This is a genomic window from Micromonospora sp. NPDC005215 (assembly GCF_040607915.1).
Lineage (GTDB): Bacteria > Actinomycetota > Actinomycetes > Mycobacteriales > Micromonosporaceae > Micromonospora.
Genome location: NZ_JBEXHQ010000001.1, coordinates 175,620 through 192,547, shown reverse-complemented (window position 1 = coordinate 192,547; position 16,928 = coordinate 175,620). Strand labels below are relative to the sequence as shown.

The 16,928-nt window shown below is 73.2% G+C and carries 16 protein-coding genes; 9 read left to right on the top strand and 7 right to left on the bottom strand.

Annotated features, from left to right (window positions below; all coding sequences use genetic code 11):
- The first annotated feature begins 80 nt into the window (after nucleotides 1-80).
- From ABZU25_RS00950 to ABZU25_RS00920, 7 genes are all read left to right on the top strand, one after another.
- Nucleotides 81-290, top strand: a complete 210-nt coding sequence (locus tag ABZU25_RS00950) for a copper ion binding protein (protein ID WP_355027246.1) — start codon at nucleotides 81-83, stop codon at nucleotides 288-290.
- Nucleotides 291-304: 14 nt separating this feature from the next.
- On the top strand, nucleotides 305-1,261 hold the full coding sequence (locus ABZU25_RS00945) for a hypothetical protein (RefSeq protein WP_355027245.1): 957 nt from the start codon (nucleotides 305-307) through the stop codon (nucleotides 1,259-1,261).
- Nucleotides 1,262-1,273: 12 nt separating this feature from the next.
- The gene (locus tag ABZU25_RS00940; protein ID WP_355027244.1) at nucleotides 1,274-3,526 is read left to right on the top strand and encodes a heavy metal translocating P-type ATPase; all 2,253 of its coding nucleotides are present in this window, start codon (nucleotides 1,274-1,276) and stop codon (nucleotides 3,524-3,526) included.
- 75 nt (nucleotides 3,527-3,601) lie between these two features.
- Complete coding sequence (locus ABZU25_RS00935; RefSeq protein ID WP_355027243.1) at nucleotides 3,602-3,775, top strand: CsbD family protein; 174 nt, start codon at nucleotides 3,602-3,604, stop codon at nucleotides 3,773-3,775.
- Between the two features lie 165 nt (nucleotides 3,776-3,940).
- Nucleotides 3,941-4,288 (top strand): helix-turn-helix domain-containing protein, encoded by a 348-nt coding sequence (locus ABZU25_RS00930; protein WP_355027242.1) that lies wholly within the window; start codon nucleotides 3,941-3,943, stop codon nucleotides 4,286-4,288.
- Nucleotides 4,285-4,554, top strand: a complete 270-nt coding sequence (locus tag ABZU25_RS00925) for a hypothetical protein (RefSeq protein ID WP_355027241.1) — start codon at nucleotides 4,285-4,287, stop codon at nucleotides 4,552-4,554. Before ABZU25_RS00930 ends, ABZU25_RS00925 begins: the two co-directional genes overlap by 4 nt.
- Nucleotides 4,555-4,674: 120 nt before the next feature.
- The gene (locus tag ABZU25_RS00920; protein WP_355027240.1) at nucleotides 4,675-6,189 is read left to right on the top strand and encodes an alpha/beta hydrolase; all 1,515 of its coding nucleotides are present in this window, start codon (nucleotides 4,675-4,677) and stop codon (nucleotides 6,187-6,189) included.
- Between the two features lie 24 nt (nucleotides 6,190-6,213).
- On the opposite strand, the gene ABZU25_RS00915 is transcribed toward ABZU25_RS00920, so the two are convergent.
- The 3 genes from ABZU25_RS00915 to ABZU25_RS00905 all read right to left on the bottom strand — a co-directional run bounded on the left by ABZU25_RS00915 (nucleotide 6,214) and on the right by ABZU25_RS00905 (nucleotide 9,254).
- Nucleotides 6,214-7,491, bottom strand: coding sequence for a DUF6596 domain-containing protein (locus ABZU25_RS00915; protein WP_355027239.1), 1,278 nt, complete (start codon nucleotides 7,489-7,491; stop codon nucleotides 6,214-6,216).
- Nucleotides 7,488-7,844 carry a YciI family protein gene (locus ABZU25_RS00910; protein ID WP_355027449.1) on the bottom strand — a complete coding sequence of 119 codons (357 nt, stop codon included), beginning with the start codon at nucleotides 7,842-7,844 and terminating at the stop codon, nucleotides 7,488-7,490. The genes ABZU25_RS00915 and ABZU25_RS00910 overlap by 4 nt, the downstream gene beginning before the upstream one ends.
- A gap of 147 nt (nucleotides 7,845-7,991) precedes the next feature.
- Entirely contained in the window at nucleotides 7,992-9,254 is a 1,263-nt protein-coding gene (locus ABZU25_RS00905) for a DUF2786 domain-containing protein (RefSeq protein WP_355027238.1), read from the bottom strand.
- A 203-nt stretch (nucleotides 9,255-9,457) separates the two neighbouring features.
- Here ABZU25_RS00905 and ABZU25_RS00900 point away from each other — a divergent pair, with 203 nt between their 5' ends.
- Nucleotides 9,458-9,940: a DUF2243 domain-containing protein gene (locus ABZU25_RS00900; protein ID WP_355027237.1), complete on the top strand. Its 483-nt coding sequence runs from the start codon at nucleotides 9,458-9,460 to the stop codon at nucleotides 9,938-9,940.
- Nucleotides 9,937-10,800 (top strand): cytochrome c oxidase assembly protein, encoded by an 864-nt coding sequence (locus tag ABZU25_RS00895; protein ID WP_355027236.1) that lies wholly within the window; start codon nucleotides 9,937-9,939, stop codon nucleotides 10,798-10,800. Before ABZU25_RS00900 ends, ABZU25_RS00895 begins: the two co-directional genes overlap by 4 nt.
- A 399-nt stretch (nucleotides 10,801-11,199) precedes the next feature.
- Here the strand turns inward: ABZU25_RS00895 and ABZU25_RS00890 are convergent, their stop codons facing one another.
- From ABZU25_RS00890 to ABZU25_RS00875, 4 genes are read right to left on the bottom strand one after another with little or no spacing between them, the layout of a single operon-like run.
- Nucleotides 11,200-12,375, bottom strand: a complete 1,176-nt coding sequence (locus ABZU25_RS00890) for a CaiB/BaiF CoA-transferase family protein (RefSeq protein ID WP_355027235.1) — start codon at nucleotides 12,373-12,375, stop codon at nucleotides 11,200-11,202.
- A complete protein-coding gene (locus ABZU25_RS00885; protein WP_355027234.1) occupies nucleotides 12,372-14,540 on the bottom strand; it encodes a 3-hydroxyacyl-CoA dehydrogenase NAD-binding domain-containing protein in 2,169 nt (722 codons plus the stop codon). The genes ABZU25_RS00890 and ABZU25_RS00885 overlap by 4 nt, the downstream gene beginning before the upstream one ends.
- Before the next feature lie 14 nt (nucleotides 14,541-14,554).
- Nucleotides 14,555-15,769 carry an acetyl-CoA C-acetyltransferase gene (locus ABZU25_RS00880; protein WP_355027233.1) on the bottom strand — a complete coding sequence of 405 codons (1,215 nt, stop codon included), beginning with the start codon at nucleotides 15,767-15,769 and terminating at the stop codon, nucleotides 14,555-14,557.
- Nucleotides 15,759-16,925, bottom strand: a complete 1,167-nt coding sequence (locus ABZU25_RS00875; RefSeq protein ID WP_355027232.1) for an acyl-CoA dehydrogenase family protein — start codon at nucleotides 16,923-16,925, stop codon at nucleotides 15,759-15,761. The genes ABZU25_RS00880 and ABZU25_RS00875 overlap by 11 nt, the downstream gene beginning before the upstream one ends.
- Between the last annotated feature and the right edge of the window lie 3 nt (nucleotides 16,926-16,928).

Below are 16,928 nucleotides of genomic sequence, written 5' to 3'. Positions count from 1 at the left end.
TACCCCCGGGGGGTATGGTACGGTGCACTCCTGATGACGATACCCCCACCGGGTACCGGTACGGCAAAGGAGACGATCCGATGGTCAACACGACGTTCCAGGTGCAGGGCATGACCTGCGGGCACTGCGTCAGCGCGGTGAGCGCCGAGGTCGGCGCCATCGCGGGCGTGCGTGACGTCCAGGTCGACCTCGCGACCGGGCAGGTCACCGTGAGCAGCGAGCAGCCGCTGGACGTGCAGGTCGTCCGGGCCGCCGTCGACGAGGCCGGCTACGACCTCGTCGACGCGTGAGCGGAGGAGCCGACATGCGTACCGTGACGAGACTGGCCGGATTCGCTGTCGGCCTCGCGGCGATCTTCGGCGCGACGTACGGGGTCGGCCGGCTGGCCGACCGCACCCCGGTCACCGAGGGCCGGCACGACGGCGACGCCGTCCACGCGACGGGAGAGCGCGGCGAGCCGACCGACCGGTTTCCCGGTGGGCTGCTCATCTCCGACCGCGGCTACACCCTCGACCCGGTCGACGCGCCGGCCGACCAGTTCGCCTTCCGGATCATCGGTCCGGACGGCCAACCGGTGACCCGGTACGACGTGGCGCACGACAGGAGGATGCACCTGATCGTGGTCCGACGGGACCTCTCCGGTTTCCGGCACGTGCACCCCGACCTGGCTCCGGACGGCACCTGGCGGGTCGGCACGCCGCTGGCCGGCCCCGGGCAGTGGCGCGCGTTCGCCGACTTCACCCCGACCGGGGGTGAGCCGCTGACGCTCGGCGTGGACGTGACCATCCCCGGTGAGCTGACCGAACGACCGCTGCCCGCCCCGGCGACCAGCACCACCGTCGACGGCTACGCGGTCACCCTGACCGGCTCGCCGCAGCCCGGCCGCACCGCCCCGCTCACGTTCACCGTCAGCCGGGACGGTCAGCCGGTCACCGACCTGGAGCCCTACCTGGGCGCGTACGGGCACCTGGTGGCACTGCGCCGGGGCGACCTCGCGTACCTGCACGTGCATCCGGCCGGGACGCCGGGTGACGGGCGGACCCGGCCCGGCCCGGCCGTCAGCTTCCTCGCCGAGGTGCCCTCGGCCGGCAGCTACCGGCTCTACCTCGACTTCCAGCACGGCGGGACGGTGCACACCGCCGAGTTCACAGTCGTCGCCGGCAACCCGCCGGCCGACACCCCGCCGACCGGGAACAGCCCGAGCGGACCCGCGCCCAGCGGGGGTGCCGACCACGGCACCCCCGGGCACGGGCACAACTGACGGGATTAGGCGATGACCACCACCAGCAGACCGCTGCCCGAGGCGCCCAACCGGATCGAGTTGGCGATCGGCGGGATGACCTGCGCCGCCTGCGCCGCCCGGATCGAGAAGAAGCTCAACCGGATGGACGGCGTGAGCGCCGCCGTCAACTACGCCACCGAGAAGGCCACCGTCCGGTACGCCGACGGCGTCACGCCGGACGAACTGATCGAGACCGTGCGCAAGACCGGGTACACGGCGGCGGTGCCGACCCCGCAGACGGTCGAGGAGCCGGTCGATCCGTTGCGGGGCCCGCGTACCCGGCTCTGGGTTTCGGTGCTGCTCAGCGTGCCGGTGGTCCTGCTGGCCATGGTCCCAGCCTGGCAGTTCGACTACTGGCAGTGGCTGTCGCTGACCCTGGCCGCCCCGGTGGTGGTCTGGGGTGGGCTGCCGTTCCACCGGGCCGCCTGGACCAACCTGCGACATGGCGCGGCGACGATGGACACGCTGGTCTCGCTCGGCACCCTGGCCGCGTTCGGTTGGTCGCTCTGGGCGCTCTTCCTCGGTGACGCCGGAATGCCCGGGATGACGCACCCGTTCCGCTTCGACATCACCCGCACCGACGGTGCCGGCAACATCTACCTGGAGGCGGCCGCCGGGGTGACGGTGTTCATCCTGGCCGGCCGCTACTTCGAGGCGCGGTCCAAGCGGACCGCCGGTGCGGCCCTGCGCGCACTGCTCGAACTCGGCGCCAAGGAGGTGGCGGTGCTGCGTGACGGGGTGGAGACCCTGATCCCGGTGGATCGGCTTGCCGTCGGTGACCGGTTCGTGGTGCGTCCCGGGGAGAAGATCGCCACCGACGGGGTGGTCGACGAGGGCACCTCCGCCGTCGACGCCAGCATGCTCACCGGCGAGTCGGTGCCGGTCGAGGTCGGCCCCGGCGACAGCGTGGTCGGCGCCACCATCAACGCGGGCGGACGGCTGATCGTCAGCGCCACCCGGGTCGGTGCGGACACCCAACTCGCCCGCATGGCCGACCTGGTCGAGCAGGCGCAGAGCGGCAAGGCCGCCGTGCAGCGGCTCGCGGACCGGATCTCCGGTGTCTTCGTGCCGATCGTCATCACCCTCGCCGTCGGCACGCTCGGCTGGTGGCTCGGCACCGGGTCCGGTCCCACCGCCGCGTTCACCGCCGCCGTCGCCGTGCTGATCATCGCCTGCCCCTGTGCGCTCGGCCTGGCCACCCCGACCGCGCTGCTTGTCGGCACCGGCCGGGGCGCGCAAATCGGTGTGCTGATCAAGGGCCCGGAGGTGCTGGAGTCGACCCGCCGGGTGGACACCGTGGTGCTGGACAAGACCGGCACCGTGACGACCGGCCGGATGACCCTTGTGGACGTGGTGCCGGCGAGCGGCGCGGATCGGGCCGAGTTGCTCCGGCTCGCCGGGGCGGTGGAGGCCGCCTCCGAGCACCCGATCGCCCGCGCGGTCGCGGCGGGTGCCGCCGAGGCGGGGTCGCTGCCCCCGGTGACAGGGTTCGGCAACCTCGAAGGGCTGGGCGTGACCGGCACTGTCGACGGGCGGGTCGTGCTCATCGGTCGGGTACGGCTGCTGCGCGAGCGGGAGATCGACGTACCGCCGGAGGTCGAGTGGGCCGTCCGCGACGCGGAGGCCGCCGGCCGTACGGCGATCGTCGCGGCCTGGGACGGTCGGGCCCGAGGGGTGCTCGCGGTCGCCGACGTGGTTCGGCCGACCAGCCGGGCGGCGGTGGCCCGGCTGCGGGCGCTGGGGCTCACCCCGGTCCTGCTGACCGGGGACAACACCACTGTGGCCCGCGCGATCGCCGCCGAGGTGGGCATCGACGAGGTGGTCGCCGAGGTGCTGCCGGCCGGCAAGGTCGACGTGGTCAAGCGGCTCCAGGCGCAGGGGCGGTCGGTGGCGATGGTCGGTGACGGGGTCAACGACGCCCCGGCGCTGGCCCAGGCCGACCTGGGGTTGGCGATGGGCACCGGCACCGACGTGGCGATCGAGGCGTCCGACCTCACCCTCGTCCGGGGCGACCTGGACGCCGCGGTGGATGCCATCCGGTTGTCCCGGCGCACGCTCAACATCATCCGGGGCAACCTGTTCTGGGCGTTCGGCTACAACGTGGCGGCCCTGCCGTTGGCCGCCGCCGGGCTGCTCAACCCGATGATCGCCGGTGCCACGATGGCGTTGTCCTCGGTCTTCGTGGTGGCCAACAGTCTGCGGTTGCGCCGGTTCCGTCCGGCCGCGGTCGATAGCGGAATGTGACGACGGTGATGGTTGGACCGTCGACGGCGGGGGTACTGGTGGCGGTGTAGCGATGCTGGCAATGGGAGGTTGGCAATGGGATTCGACGATAAGATCAACAACGCCACCGAGGACGCGACCGGCAAGCTGAAGGAAGGCGCCGGTCGGGCCACCGACGACGAGCAGCTTGAGGCCGAGGGTCGCGCTGACCAGTCCACGGCCAAGCTCAAGCAGGCGGGCGAGAAGATCAAGGACGCCTTCAAGAGCTGACGTACGACGTAACCCGCACGCCGGGTCGGTGATCATTCACCGGCCCGGCGTGTCTGTGTGTCCGGCCCCGTTCGGTGACCCTGAGATCCCCCTGATTCCGCTCCCGGTCCGCACCGCCGCGCTGGCATACCTGCTAACTTCTCTTGGCATGTGCGAGGGCTGGTTGTGAGCAGCGCTCCGTCGCCGACCGGCGACGACCTGGTCCGGGTGCTGGCCTCGTTGGCCAACCCGCACCGGCTGCGGATCGTCGCCGCGCTGGCCCGCGAGCGTGCCTACGTCAGCGGGCTGGCCCGGCAACTGGGCATCAGCCGAGCGCTGTTGCAGGTCCACCTACGGAAGCTGGCGGCGGCCGGGCTGGTCACCGCGAGCCTGGAGTTGTCGGAGGACGGGAAGGCCATGAACTACTACGAGGTGCAGCCGTTCGTGCTCACCCTCACCCCCGAGATCATCGCGGCGGCGGCCGAGACGCTGACCGTGCCCGACTCGGCCGACCAGCCGGGAGCGAACCGATGAGCGAGCACGACTGGACCGAGGTGGTCGGCGCGATCGGCATCTTCGCCCTGCTCATCAGCGTGTTCACGGTGACCGTCGTGCAGCTCGCCAAGACCCGGCGGGCCCGGTTCGAGGCGTCCCGCGCGGACGACTACCGCCGGCTCGCCGAGACAGCCGCTCAGGCGCAGGCGGAGAACGCCCGACTGCTCGCGGCCATGGACGGTCGGCTGGGCGGGATGGAGACCCGGATGACCAAGCTCGAACGCGTCCTGCTCGAGGTCGACTGACCACGGCCAGAGGCCCCGGGCCGTCGAGCGGCTACTCGACGACCCGGGCGGAAGCAGCATCACCTCGCCCAGTGGGCGAGCTTCACCGGTAACGCTCCTTCCAGGAGAGGACAGCACCTCATGCTGCGCGTACGCAAATCCGCCGTCGGCTTGACGATCGCCCTGGCCCTCACGGCCGCCGGGCTGACCCCGACGAGCCCGGCCGCCGCCCGACCCGCCATCGACTGGCAGCCCTGCGACGAGGACGCCCCGGCAGAGGACGCCCCTGTCGAGGAGGCTCCCGCCGAGTGCGGCAGCCTGTCGCTGCCCGTCGACTGGAACCGGCCACAGGGGGAGCGCTTCGACCTGGCCCTGGCCCGCCGGGTCGCCAAGCCGGCCACCCGCGAGGGCGCGCTGGTCTTCGGCCCCGGCGGCCCGGGTGACAGCGGAGTCGACCGGGTGGTGAACGGCAGCTCCCGGTTCAGCGCCGACCTGCGCCGCCGGTTCGACATCGTCAGCTTCGACCCGCGCGGCACCGGCGGCAGCCACCCGGTGGTCTGTGCCCGGGAACTGCTCGCCCGGCAACCGCAACTGATCGCCGACCAGGCCCAGTTCGACGCCACGCTGGCCGGCAACGCGTTGCTGCGCGCCGACTGTCGGACCCGCACCGGGCCGCTCTACGACCACGTGGACACGACAAGTGCCGCCCGCGACCTGGACGCGGTCCGCGCCGCGCTCGGCGAGCGGCAGTTGACCTTCCACGGCAGCTCGTACGGGACCCTGCTCGGGCAGCGGTACGCCGAGCTGTACCCCGACCGGGTCCGGGCCATGGTGCTGGAGGCCGCGATGGACCACAGCGTCGGCACCCGCGCCTTCCTCGACAGTCAGGCCCGCACCGCGCAGGGCGCGTTCGACGAGTTCGTCGGCTGGTGTGACCGGTCCAGCGCGTGCGCCCTGCACGGGCGCGACCTCCGGACGATCTGGGCCGGACTGCGCGCTCGGGCCGAGCGGGGCGTGCTGACCGACCCGAAACGCCCCGGCGTCCCGCTGACCCCGTTCGAGCTGGCCCGGCTCACCCACAAGGAGTTCTACGACACCGCGCGGTGGCCGGGGCTGGCCGGCTGGCTCGCCGCGATGGACGCGACCGCCGCGCCGGCCACCGCGCTCCCAACCGACGCGCGCGCCGCGCTCCCGGCCGACACCAGGGCGACGGGCGACGCCGTCGCGACGTACCCCTTCGCGGTCTTCTGCCAGGACTGGAGCCTGCCCGTCCGGGACTACCGGGAGTACGCCGCACACCTGCGCCGGGCGGCCCAACTCGCACCGGACCTGCGGTACCCGCCGGCCCTGTTCGCCCTCGTCACCTGCCTGGGCACGCCGACGCCGGTGGCCAACCCGCAGCACCGCCTGCGGGTCCACACCGACGTGCCGCTGCTGCTCGCCGCCACCGTGCACGACCCGGCCAGCGGATACGACTGGGCCCGCAACGTGGCCCACCAACTGGGCCGGCACGGCGTGCTGCTCACCTACCAGGGGTGGGGGCACGGCAGCTACACCACCACCCCGTGTGTGGGGCGGGCCGTCGACTCGTACCTGATCGACGCAGTGGTGCCGGCCCGGGGTGCCAACTGCCCGGCCGTGGACCCCGACGAGTGACCGCGCGCCGTCGGCCGTCGGGGGTCAGATCTGCCCGACGGCCGGCGGCGGTCGGACGCCGCCCAGTCGGGCGGCCCGCAGCTCCAGGTACCGCTGCTCGGGCCGGCTCGTGGTGCCCCGGGCCGCCGTCAGGTACGCCTCCCGCGCCGCGCCGGCCTCCCCGGCCAGCTCCAACAGGTGCGCCCGGACGGCGGCGAGCCGGTGGTGCCCGGCGGTGCGCTCGTCGGCCTCCAGGGACGTGAGCAGGGCGAGCCCGGCCCGTGGCCCGTCCACCATGGCAACCGCCACCGCCTGGTTGAGGGTGACCATCGGGTTCGGCGCGATCCGGGCCAGCAGCCGGTAGAGCGCGAGGATCTGTCGCCAGTCCGTCTCCGCCGCCGTCGGCGCCTCGGCGTGCACCGCGGCGATCGCCGCCTGGAGTTGGTACGGGCCGGGCGGCGACCAGGTCAACGCGTCGGTGATCAGCGCGATGCCCTCCGAGCTGGCGGCCACGTCCCACCGGGTGCGGTCCTGCTCGGCAAGCGGCACCAGCTCCCCGTCCGGGCCGAGCCGAGCCGCCCGGTGCGCGTCGGTGAGCAGCATCAGCGCCAGCAGCCCGCTCACCTCGCCGTCGTCGGGCAGCAGCCCGTGCAGGATGCGAGTCAGCCGGATCGCCTCGCCGGTCAGCTCGGCCCGGTGCAGGTCCGGACCACTGGACGCGGTGTAGCCCTCATTGAAGATCAGGTAGAGCACCCGGAGCACAGTGCGCAGCCGCTCGTCCCGTTCGGTGGGGCCGGGCATGGTGAACCGGGCCCCGGCGGCCTCGATCCGCTGCTTGGCCCGGCGGATTCGTTGACTCATCGTCGCCTCCGGCAGCAGGTGCGCCCGGGCGATCTGGGCGGTGCTGAGACCGCCGACCGCGCGCAGGGTGAGCGCCACCTGCGCCGATCCGGTCAGCGCCGGATGGCAGCAGAGGAACAGCAGGGTGAGCGTGTCGTCGGCGTCCGCCACCGCGGGCTCCGCGTCGGCCGCCGGGGCCACCCCGGCGTACGCCGGCTCGCGCAGCGTCACCGCCAGCTCGCGGTCGCGGCGGGCGTTCTCGCTGCGCCACTCGTCGGTGAGCCGGCGGGTGGCCACGGTGAGCAGCCAGGCACGCGGACTGTCCGGTACGCCCTGGGCGGGCCACTGGGTGGCGGCGGCGAGCAGCGCCTCCTGGACCGCGTCCTCGCACCTGTCGAACTGGCCGTGTCGGCGGACCAGCAGGCCGAGGACCTGCGGCGCGACAGTGCGCAGCAGATCCTCGACCGTCCGGTCGTCGGTCACATCTCCGCTCCGGCCTCGTCCATGATCGGGCGGACCTCCATGGCGCCGCCGAAGCGCACGTCCGGCCAGCGGGCGGCGATCTCGGCGGCCCGCTGCGGGCTGTCGCAGTCGACCGCCAGGTAGCCGGCGAACTGCTCCTTGCTCTCCATGAACGGCCCGTCGATGACCTCGGCCCGGCCGTCGACGGCCCGGACCGTCAACGTCTGCGACGGATTGGCCAGCGCCTGGCCGCCGATCAGCTCGCCGGTCTCGGTCAACTCCTTCATGATCTCGTCGACCTCGCCGAACAGGGCGGTGCGGTCCTGCTCGGAAAGCTCCTCGGTGAAGCCGGGTCGGTTCCAGATCAGCAGCATGTACTTCACGGCAATGCTCCTCAGGCTCTGCGCGCACCCCGGCCGGGGTGCGACTCACCAAAGGGTCGGAGCCGACAACCCGTTCCCTACGGCGTACCGAAGGAAAACGCAGATGTCTTCGCCGGTGGTGGTCCCACGCCGGGCGGTTCAGCGCCGATCGGGTCGGCCGGGCACCTGGCGGGGCTTGCGCCCGCCGCCGACGTCCAGCGACGCCCGGTCGGCGGCCGAGGTGCCCGACGACCAGCCCTCGGCGTCGCGCACGCTGAGTCGGTGCCGGGTGACGCCGGGGAAGAGCGTGTCCAGCCGCTCCCGGACCGCCTCGCCCCGGGCGGCGAGCACCGGCAACAGTCGCTCCGCCCCGGCCGTCTCGGCCGCTGCCTGGTCCGCCGCCTCGGTTGCCGCCTCGGTTGCCGCGCGCAGCCGCTCGCCGATCCGCAGCGCGAACGCGTTGAGGAACGACTCGTCCCAGACCTTCGTCCGCCGCCCCGATCCGGGCCGGCGCTCGGCCCGGCCGCGCAGCATGGCGGCGGTGGCCTGCACCAGCAGCGAGGTGTAGAGCAACTCCACCGCCACCAGCTCGGCCGGCCAGCCCAGCACTGTGGCGAAGCCGAGATCGTCGGACCAGACCGCCTCACACCTGTTGGCCGCCGCCACCTCCTGCACCAGCAGGGCCTTCGCGCCCGCGTACGGGGTGTCGGTGCTCAGGCGTACCCCGCCGGGCACGTCGCCGCGCTCCGACCCGGCGGCCAGCAGCGCCTCGTCGATGCTGTGCCGGGCGATCAACTCCTGGGCCTTCCCGGTCAGCGCCTCCGCTTCGGCGGGGAAGGTCGTCGACTCGGCCTTGGCCAGCAGCGCCCGGACCCGATCCAGCATCGGCGATCCGCTGCGCGTCGTGCCCGCCGACCGGGCGGTGAGCGCGCCGGTCGTGCCCGGCGGTGGGCGCAGCACCGCGATCGGCGGCAGGCTCTCCACAAGCGCGAGAGTGTCCACTGTCGCGCGGAGTGCGTCGGCCCGATCGAGCCCTTCTCGGGTCGCCCAACCGGCCAGCACGCTCCGGTCGTCCTTCCCCGCGGTGGCCGCCAACTCGCGTAGCTGGTCGTCCCACCAGGCGGGGATCGGTTCGGCCTGCTCACGCCGTTGGGCGGCCATCGCCTCGCGGACCAGCCGCGCCGAGCGGGCGTCGAGCCGCCGGCTGGTGATCCGGTCCACGTCGACCGGCTGCCAGCCGCGCGGCCAGAGCCGGCCCAGCGCGCGGACCAGGCGACGCAGCAGGGCCGCGTCCACCGCCGTGGTGCCGTCCGCCGCGCCGGTGCCGACCATCAGTTGGTCCAGCTGCCGTTCGGCCTGCCGTACGTCGGTGCCGCGCACCGCCGCGAGTGCGTTGGCGACGAGTTCGTCAGCGTCCGGCACGGGCACCTCCTTCTCGGGTTCGGCTGCCCCTTCAGGCTGCATGATCATGCCGCTAGTGGTGCGGGAGTCGTGAAACGGGATGGCCCCCGGGGCTGCTCGTGGTGATCACCGCCGCGCGAATGCCGCGGCCCTGCGGCGACTGGGCATGTTTCGACAGGTTCGGGGTAGTTCCGACCTGACCCGAGGTGGATGCGAGGTGTGTGGTGGTCGGTTCGAGCCAGCCGAGGGCACACACCGTCGACGTGCCGGACGGGCGTTCCTCCGCGCTCGCCGGCGTCGTGATCGGCATCGCGATCATGGCCGCCGTGGACGAGATCGTCTTCCACCAGTTGCTGGCCTGGCACCATTTCTACGACCGGTCGACCCCGTCGGTGGCGCTGCTCTCGGACGGGCTGCTGCACGCGGCCGAGGTGATCGCCCTGGTCGGTGGGTTCTTCTGGTTCGCCGACCTGCGCCGGCGGCACGCCCTGTCGGCCCGGCTCGCGTGGGGTGGCTTCCTGCTCGGCGCCGGCGGGTTCCAGCTCTTCGACGGGCTGGTCGACCACAAGGTCCTCCGGCTGCACCAGATCCGTTACGGGGTGCACCTCGTGCCGTACGACGTGGTGTGGAACGTGGCCGGCGCGGCACTGCTGCTGGCCGGCGCTCTGCTGATCTGGCGCGCCCGGTCGCGCGACGGCCGCCGATGACGGTGGTCCTGCCCGTTCCGCCGCTCGCGCACTGTGGGTCCGCGGCGGGTGGGTCGTCCTGGCTGCCGCTGTTCCCGGTGGCGCTGCTGGCCGGCGGCTACCTGCTGGCCGCCGCGCGCGACCCCCGAGGTTGGGATCATCGGCGGACCGCCGCCTGGCTGGCCGGGTGCGCGGGGTTGGCGGTCGCCGTCGGGCCGTTGGCCCAACTTCACGACGACCCGCGCGGGCACCTGGCGCAGCATCTGCTGCTCGGCATGCTGGCCCCGCTCGGGCTGGTGCTCGGCGCCCCGGTCACCCTGCTGCTGCGGGTCGCGCCGCCGCCGGTCCGCCGGGCGGTGGGCCGGTTGCTGCGCGCCCGCCCGCTGCACCTGATCGCGCACCCGGTCACCGCCGGGCTGCTCAGCACGGGTGGGCTGGCGCTGGTGCTGCTCACCCCGCTGTACGCGACGGCCGAGCGTCAGCCCGTGCTGCACCACGCCCTGCACCTGCACTACCTGGCCGCCGGCTATCTCTTCGCCTGGTCACTGGCCGGGCCGGACCCGGCACCGCGCCGGCCGGGGATGGCGGTACGGGTCGGTGCGCTCGTGGGCGCGGCGGCCGGACACGCAGTGCTGGCCAAGTACCTGTACGCACAGGCCGGCACCCTCCCACCCGGCCTCAGCAACCCGGATCCGGAGGCGTTCCGCTCCGCCGCCCAACTCATGTACTACGGCGGTGATCTGGCGGAGCTGCTGCTCGCGACAGCCCTCTTCGCCAGCTGGTACAACCGCCGCCCGCGCCCCCGCCCGCGCCCCCGCCCCACCTCGTTGACCAAGAAGTTTGCGTCAACGGGGAGCGGTTCCGTGACGCCAACCTCTTGATCAACTTGGCAGGGGTGGGAGGGGTGGGAGGGGTGGGTGCGGGGGTGGGGGCTTGCAGTGCGGTGTGGAGGTGGTGCAGGAACGTGCGGATGTTGTCCTCGCTGTGCGGGGTTTCGATCTCGTCGTTGAGTGGGACCGTGGAGCGCAGCGCCTGGTCCAGCGCGTCCAGCGTCTCGGACCGGTCGCCGAGGTAGAACCCGCGGATCACCCCATTTGCGACCCGGGTCACCACCGAATCGTCAAGCGTCCGGTCGAACTGGATCCCGTAGAGGATGCCGTTGACCTGGCCCTTCCACTGATCCGTGGTCATGCTCGTCGACTCCCTGGAAGAAGCGGCTGCCGTCCCGGCGGAATCGGCTTTGCTGAGCGTGCCACCACGCCCCGGGACGTGCGTGCCCGTCAGGTCCGTCGCGGCCAGCTGGCGAGGATCTCCACTGCCGGTAGGACGTCCTGTTCCGGGTCCGGGGCGGGGGCCGGTCGGGCCGCCGGCGTCCGGTGAAAGCGGGGTGCCGGGGCCGGTTGGATCTCGCCGCCGACCTCGACGAAGGTGCCCCGCGCGGCGTTGTGCGGGTGCTGGTGCGCCTCACCGGGGGCGAGCACCGGCGCGACGCAGGCGTCCAGGTCGGTGAAGACCGCCGTCCACTCGTCCCGGGTCCGCTCGGCGAACCGCGCGGTGAACCGTCGGCGCAGCTCGTCCCAGCCGCTCGGGTCGTACTGCGCCGGCAGGTCCGGGTCGTCGGCCAGGCCGAGGCCACTGAGGAGTACGGCGTAGAAGGCCGGTTCCACCGCGCCGACGGCCATGAATCCACAGTCGGCGGTGGCGTACGTGTCGTAGAACGGTGCTCCGCCGTCGAACATGTTGCGCCCGCGCGGCGCGGCCCACAGGCCACTGCCGATCAACCCGTGCAGGAACGACGTGAGCAGCGCCGACCCGTCCACCATCGCCGCGTCGACCACCTGGCCGACGCCAGAGCGTTCCCGTTCCAGCAGCGCCGCCAACACCCCGACGGCGAGCAGCATGCCGCCCCCGCCGAAGTCGGCGAGCAGGTTCATCGGCGCGTACGGGCGCTCGCCGGCCCGACCCAGCGGCTCCAACGCCCCCGCCACCGCGAGGTAGTCGATGTCGTGCCCGGCCCGGGACGCCAGCGGGCCGTCCTGACCCCAGCCGGTCATCCGCGCGTACACCAGCCCGGGGTTGCGCGCCTGGCACACCTCCGGGCCGAAGCCGAGCCGCTCGGCGACCCCCGGCCGGTACGCCTCGACCAGCACGTCCGCCCGTTCGACGAGGCGCAGCAGGTCGGCCACGCCGGCCGGGGACTTCAGGTCCAGTGCGGTCACCCGCCGGCCACGCTGCAACGGCCCGCCGGTCGGCGCGGCCAGCCGCCCCGCACCCGGTGCACCCGGCCGGTCCACCCGCACCACGTCCGCGCCGAGGTCGGCGAGCACCATGCAGCCGAACGGGGCCGGCGCGAGGCTGGCCAACTCGACCACCCGCACCCCGGCCAGCGGTCCGCCGTGCGCCGATCCGCCCGGCTCGCCGGCTCGCGGACCGGACGGGGCGTCGGAGCCCGTCATGCGACGCCGGCCGGTTCGCCGGGGCGGGCGGCCGAGGCGGCGAGCCGGTCGACCAGGTCGGCCGGGGGCGTGAACCGGTCGCCGTACCGCTCGGCCAGCTCGGCGGCACGGGCCGCGAAGCCGGCGGGACCGCCCGCGTACTGCCGGACGTAGCGGATGACCCCGCCGGTCCAGGCGGGGAAGCCGATGCCGAGGATCGAGCCGATGTTGGCGTCGGTCTCGGTGCGCAGCACACCCTCGTCGAGGCAGCGCAGCGCGTCCAGCGCCTCGGCGAAGAGCATCCGTTCCTGGAGGTCGGTGAACGGCACCGCGCGACCCGCGTCGGTGACCAGGTCGGCGAGGCCAGTCCACAACCGGCCCCGGACGCCGTCGTCGTAGGAGTAGAAGCCGCGCCCGTCGGCGCGCCCCGGCCGGTCGTACGCGTCGACCAGCTCGTCGACGAGCCGGTGCGCCGGCAGCGGCAGGAACTCCTCGCTGGCGTTCTCGAACTGCCGGCGGATCCGCTGGATCAGGGTGAGGCTCACCTCGTCGGCCAGCGCCAGCGGCCCGGTCGGGTAGCCGGCCTGCAACGCGGCCTGCTCCACCGACGCGGCGGGTACACCCTCGGCGACCATGCCGACCGCCTCGTCGAGGAACCTACCGATCACCCGGCTGGTGAAGAAGCCCCGGCCGTCGTTGACCACGATGGGGGTCTTGCCGATCCGCCGGCCCAGGTCGAACGCCCTCGCCAGGGCGGTGTCGCTGGTCCGCGCTCCGACCACGATCTCCAGCAGCGGCATCCGGTCCACCGGGGAGAAGAAGTGCATGCCGATGAAGTCGGACGGCCGGTCCACCCCCTCGGCCAGCCCGGTGATCGGCAGGGTGGAGGTGTTGGAGGCGAGCAGCGCGCCCGGCGCCAACACCGGCAGCACCTCGGCGAAGACCGCCTGCTTCAGCGTCGGGTCCTCGAAGACCGCCTCGATCACCGCGTCGCAGCCGGCCAACGCGTCGACCTGGTCCGTGACGGTGATCCGGCCCAGCACCGCTCGGGCGTCCGACTCCGTCGCGCGGCCCTTGCGTACCGTGCGGGCCAGCAACCGCTCGGCGTGCTCCCGGGCCCGGGCGGCGGCCTCCGGCGTGACGTCCTTGACCACCACGTCCAACCCGGCGCTGGCGCAGGCGTACGCGATGCCCGCGCCCATCATGCCGGCGCCGAGCACAGCCACCCGGCGCACCGGTGGGGCGTCCACGTCGCTCGGTCGGGCCGCGCCGCCGTTGACGGCCTTCAGGTCGAAGAAGAAGGCGCCGATCATGTTCTTGGCGACCTGCCCGGTGAGCAGGCCGATCAGGTGCCGGGTCTCCACTGTGAACGCGGTCTCCAGGTCGACCTGCGCGCCCTCGACCGCGGTCGCCAGGATCGCCTCGGGTGCGGGCAGCCGGGCACCCTTGAGCTGCTTGCGCAGGGTGGCCGGGAAGGCCGGCAACTGGGCGGCCAGCGAGCGGCTGGCCGGGGTGCCGCCGGGCATCCGGTAGCCCGGCCGGTCCCACGGCTGGCTCGGGTTGGGGTTGGCGGCGATCCAGGCGCGGGCCTGGTCGAGCAGTGCCGCCGAGGTGGCGACCACCTCGTCGACCAGCCCCGCCGCCAGGGCGTCGGCGGGGCGCATCCGTCGACCGGTGAGCAGCACAGTGGTCAGTGCCGCGGCCAGGCCGAGCATCCGTACCGTCCGGGTGACACCGCCGGCCCCGGGCAGCAGGCCCAGTGTCACCTCGGGCAGCCCGAGCCGGCTGTCCGGCGCGTCCAGCGCGATCCGGTGGTGGCAGGCGAGGGTGATCTCCAGGCCACCGCCGAGCGCGGAGCCGTTGATCGCGGCGACCACCGGTCGGCCCAGCGTCTCCAGCCGGCGCAGGTCCCGTTTGATGGTGTCGAGCACCTCGGCCAGTTCGGGCGCGTCGGCGCGGGTGGCCCGGACCATCCGCGGCAGGTCACCGCCGGCGAAGAAGGTCGACTTCGCGCTTGTGACAATGACCCCGGTCAGCTCGTCGCGCTCGGCCTCCAACCGGTCGAGCGCGGCGCTCATGGACGCCGCGTACGCCTGGTTCATGATGTTGGCGGCCTGGTCGGGGTCGTCCAGGGTGAGCGTGACGATGCCGTCGGCGCCGCGGTCGTACCGGATGGTGTTGGTCATGGTCGTCCCCCGGGTCAGCAGCGCTCGAGAACGGTGGCGACGCCCATGCCGCCGCCGATGCAGAGGGTCACCACGGCGCGGCGCAGGTCGCGGCGCTCCAACTCGTCCACGGCGGTGCCGATCAGCATCGCCCCGGTCGCGCCGAGTGGGTGGCCGAGCGCGATCGCGCCGCCGTTGACGTTCACCCGGTCCGGGTCGAGGCCCAGGTCACGGACGTACTTGAGCACCACGGCGGCGAACGCCTCGTTGAACTCGAACAGGTCGATGTCGGCGACGGTCAGCCCGGCGGCGGCGAGCGCCTTGTGGGTGGCCGGGATCGGGCCGGTCAGCATCAGCGTCGGATCGGCGCCGCTGACCGCCGCGCTGACGATCCGGGCGCGCGGGGTGAGGCCGAGGTCCCGGCCGACCTGCGCCGAGCCGATCAGCACCAGCGCCGCGCCGTCCACGATGCCGGACGAGTTGCCGGCGTGGTGGACGTGGTCGATCGCCTCCAACCAGTGGAACTTCTGCAACGCGACAGCGTCGAAGCCGGCGGCCTCGCCCAGCGCGGCGAACGACGGGGTGAGTCGGGCCAGCGTCTCCCGGGTGGTGTCCGGGCGGGGATGCTCGTCCACGGTGAGGATGTCCAGCCCGTTGCCGTCGCGCACCGGCACCACCGAGCGGGCGAAGTGCCCGCCGGCCCACGCCTTGGCGGCCCGCTCCTGCGACCGCAGCGCGTAGCCGTCCACGTCGTCGCGGGTGAAGCCCTCCAGGGTGGCGATCAGGTCGGCGCTGATGCCCTGCGGCACGAACGACGTGGCAAGCGTGGTCTGCGGGTCGGTGATCCAGGCCCCGCCGTCCGAGCCCATCGGCACCCGGGACATCGACTCCACACCGCCGGCGAGCAGCAGGTGCTCCCAGCCGGAGCGGATCCGGGCGGCTGCGGTGTTCACCGCTTCCAGCCCGGAGGCGCAGAACCGGTTGAGCTGCACCCCGCCCACCTGGTCGGGCAGTCCGGCCAACAGCGCGGCTGCCCGCGCCAGGTTGCCGCCCTGCTCGCCGACGGGGGTGACGATGCCCAGCAGCAGGTCCTCCAGTCGGCCCACGTCCAGGCCGGGATTGCGCTCCCGCAGCGCGTCGATCAGGCCGACCACCAGCGAGATCGGCTTGACCCCGTGCAGCGCGCCGGTGTCCCGGCCGCGTCCGCGCGGGGTGCGGACCGCGTCGAAGACGTACGCCTCAGAGGGCACGGGCGATCAGCTCCTTCATGATCTCGTTGGTGCCGCCGTAGATCTTCTGGACGCGGGCGTCGGCGTACATCTGGGCGATCGGGTACTCCGTCGTGTAGCCGTAGCCGCCGAACAGTTGGAGGCAACGGTCGATGACCTCGCACTGCCCGTCGGTGAGCCAGGACTTCGCCATCGCCGCGGTCGCCACGTCCAGGTCGCCGCGCGTGTGCCGGACGATGCAGTCGTCCAGGAACACCCGGCTGACCCGGGTGCGGGTGGCGCACTCGGCGAGCACCATCCGGGTGTTCTGGTGGCCCATCAGTGTCTTGCCGAAGGCGGTGCGCTGCTTGGCGTACGCGACGGTCAGCTCGACCGCCCGTTCCATCGCCGCGACCGCGCCGACGCCGATGACCAGCCGTTCCTGCGGAAGCTGCTGCATGAGCTGGACGAAACCCAGCCCTTCGGCGTCGCCGAGCAGGTTGGCCGCAGGCACCCGCAACTCGTCGAAGAACAACTCGGCGGTGTCGTTGGCGTGCAGCCCGATCTTGGACAGCAACCGGCCCCGCCGGAAGCCCTCCGGGTCGCCGCCGACCTCACAGACCAGCAGCGAGACACCGGCCGCCCGCTGCTCGGGATCGGTCTTCACGGCCACGATGATCAGGTCGGCCAGGCCACCGTTGGTGATGAACGTCTTCGCGCCGGTGATCAGGTAGTCGTCTCCGTCGCGGACCGCCCGGGTGCGCATCGCCTGTAGATCGGAGCCGCCGTCCGGCTCGGTCATCGCGATCGCCCCGACCAGCTCACCGCTGCACAGGCCGGGCAGCCACCGCCGCTTCTGCTCCGCGCTGCCGTACGCGACCAGGTAGCCGGTGACGATGCCACTGTGGACGGCCAACCCGAGGCTGCTCTCCCCGGTGTACGCCTGCTCGTGCAGCAGCACTGCCTCGTGGGTGAACCGGCCGCCTCCGCCGCCGTACTCCTCCGGCACGGACAGGCCCAGCAGCCCCAGCTCACCGGCGCGGCGGTAGTGCTCGCGGTCCGGATGGCCCTGCGCCAGCAGGCGGTCGGCGTGCGGCAGCACCTCCTTGGTGAAGAAGGTGCGGGCCAGATCGGCGAGGTCGTCGTGCTCCGGCTCGCGCCAGGCTGAGGGGGATCCGTCGAGCGGGGGCGTCGGCATGTG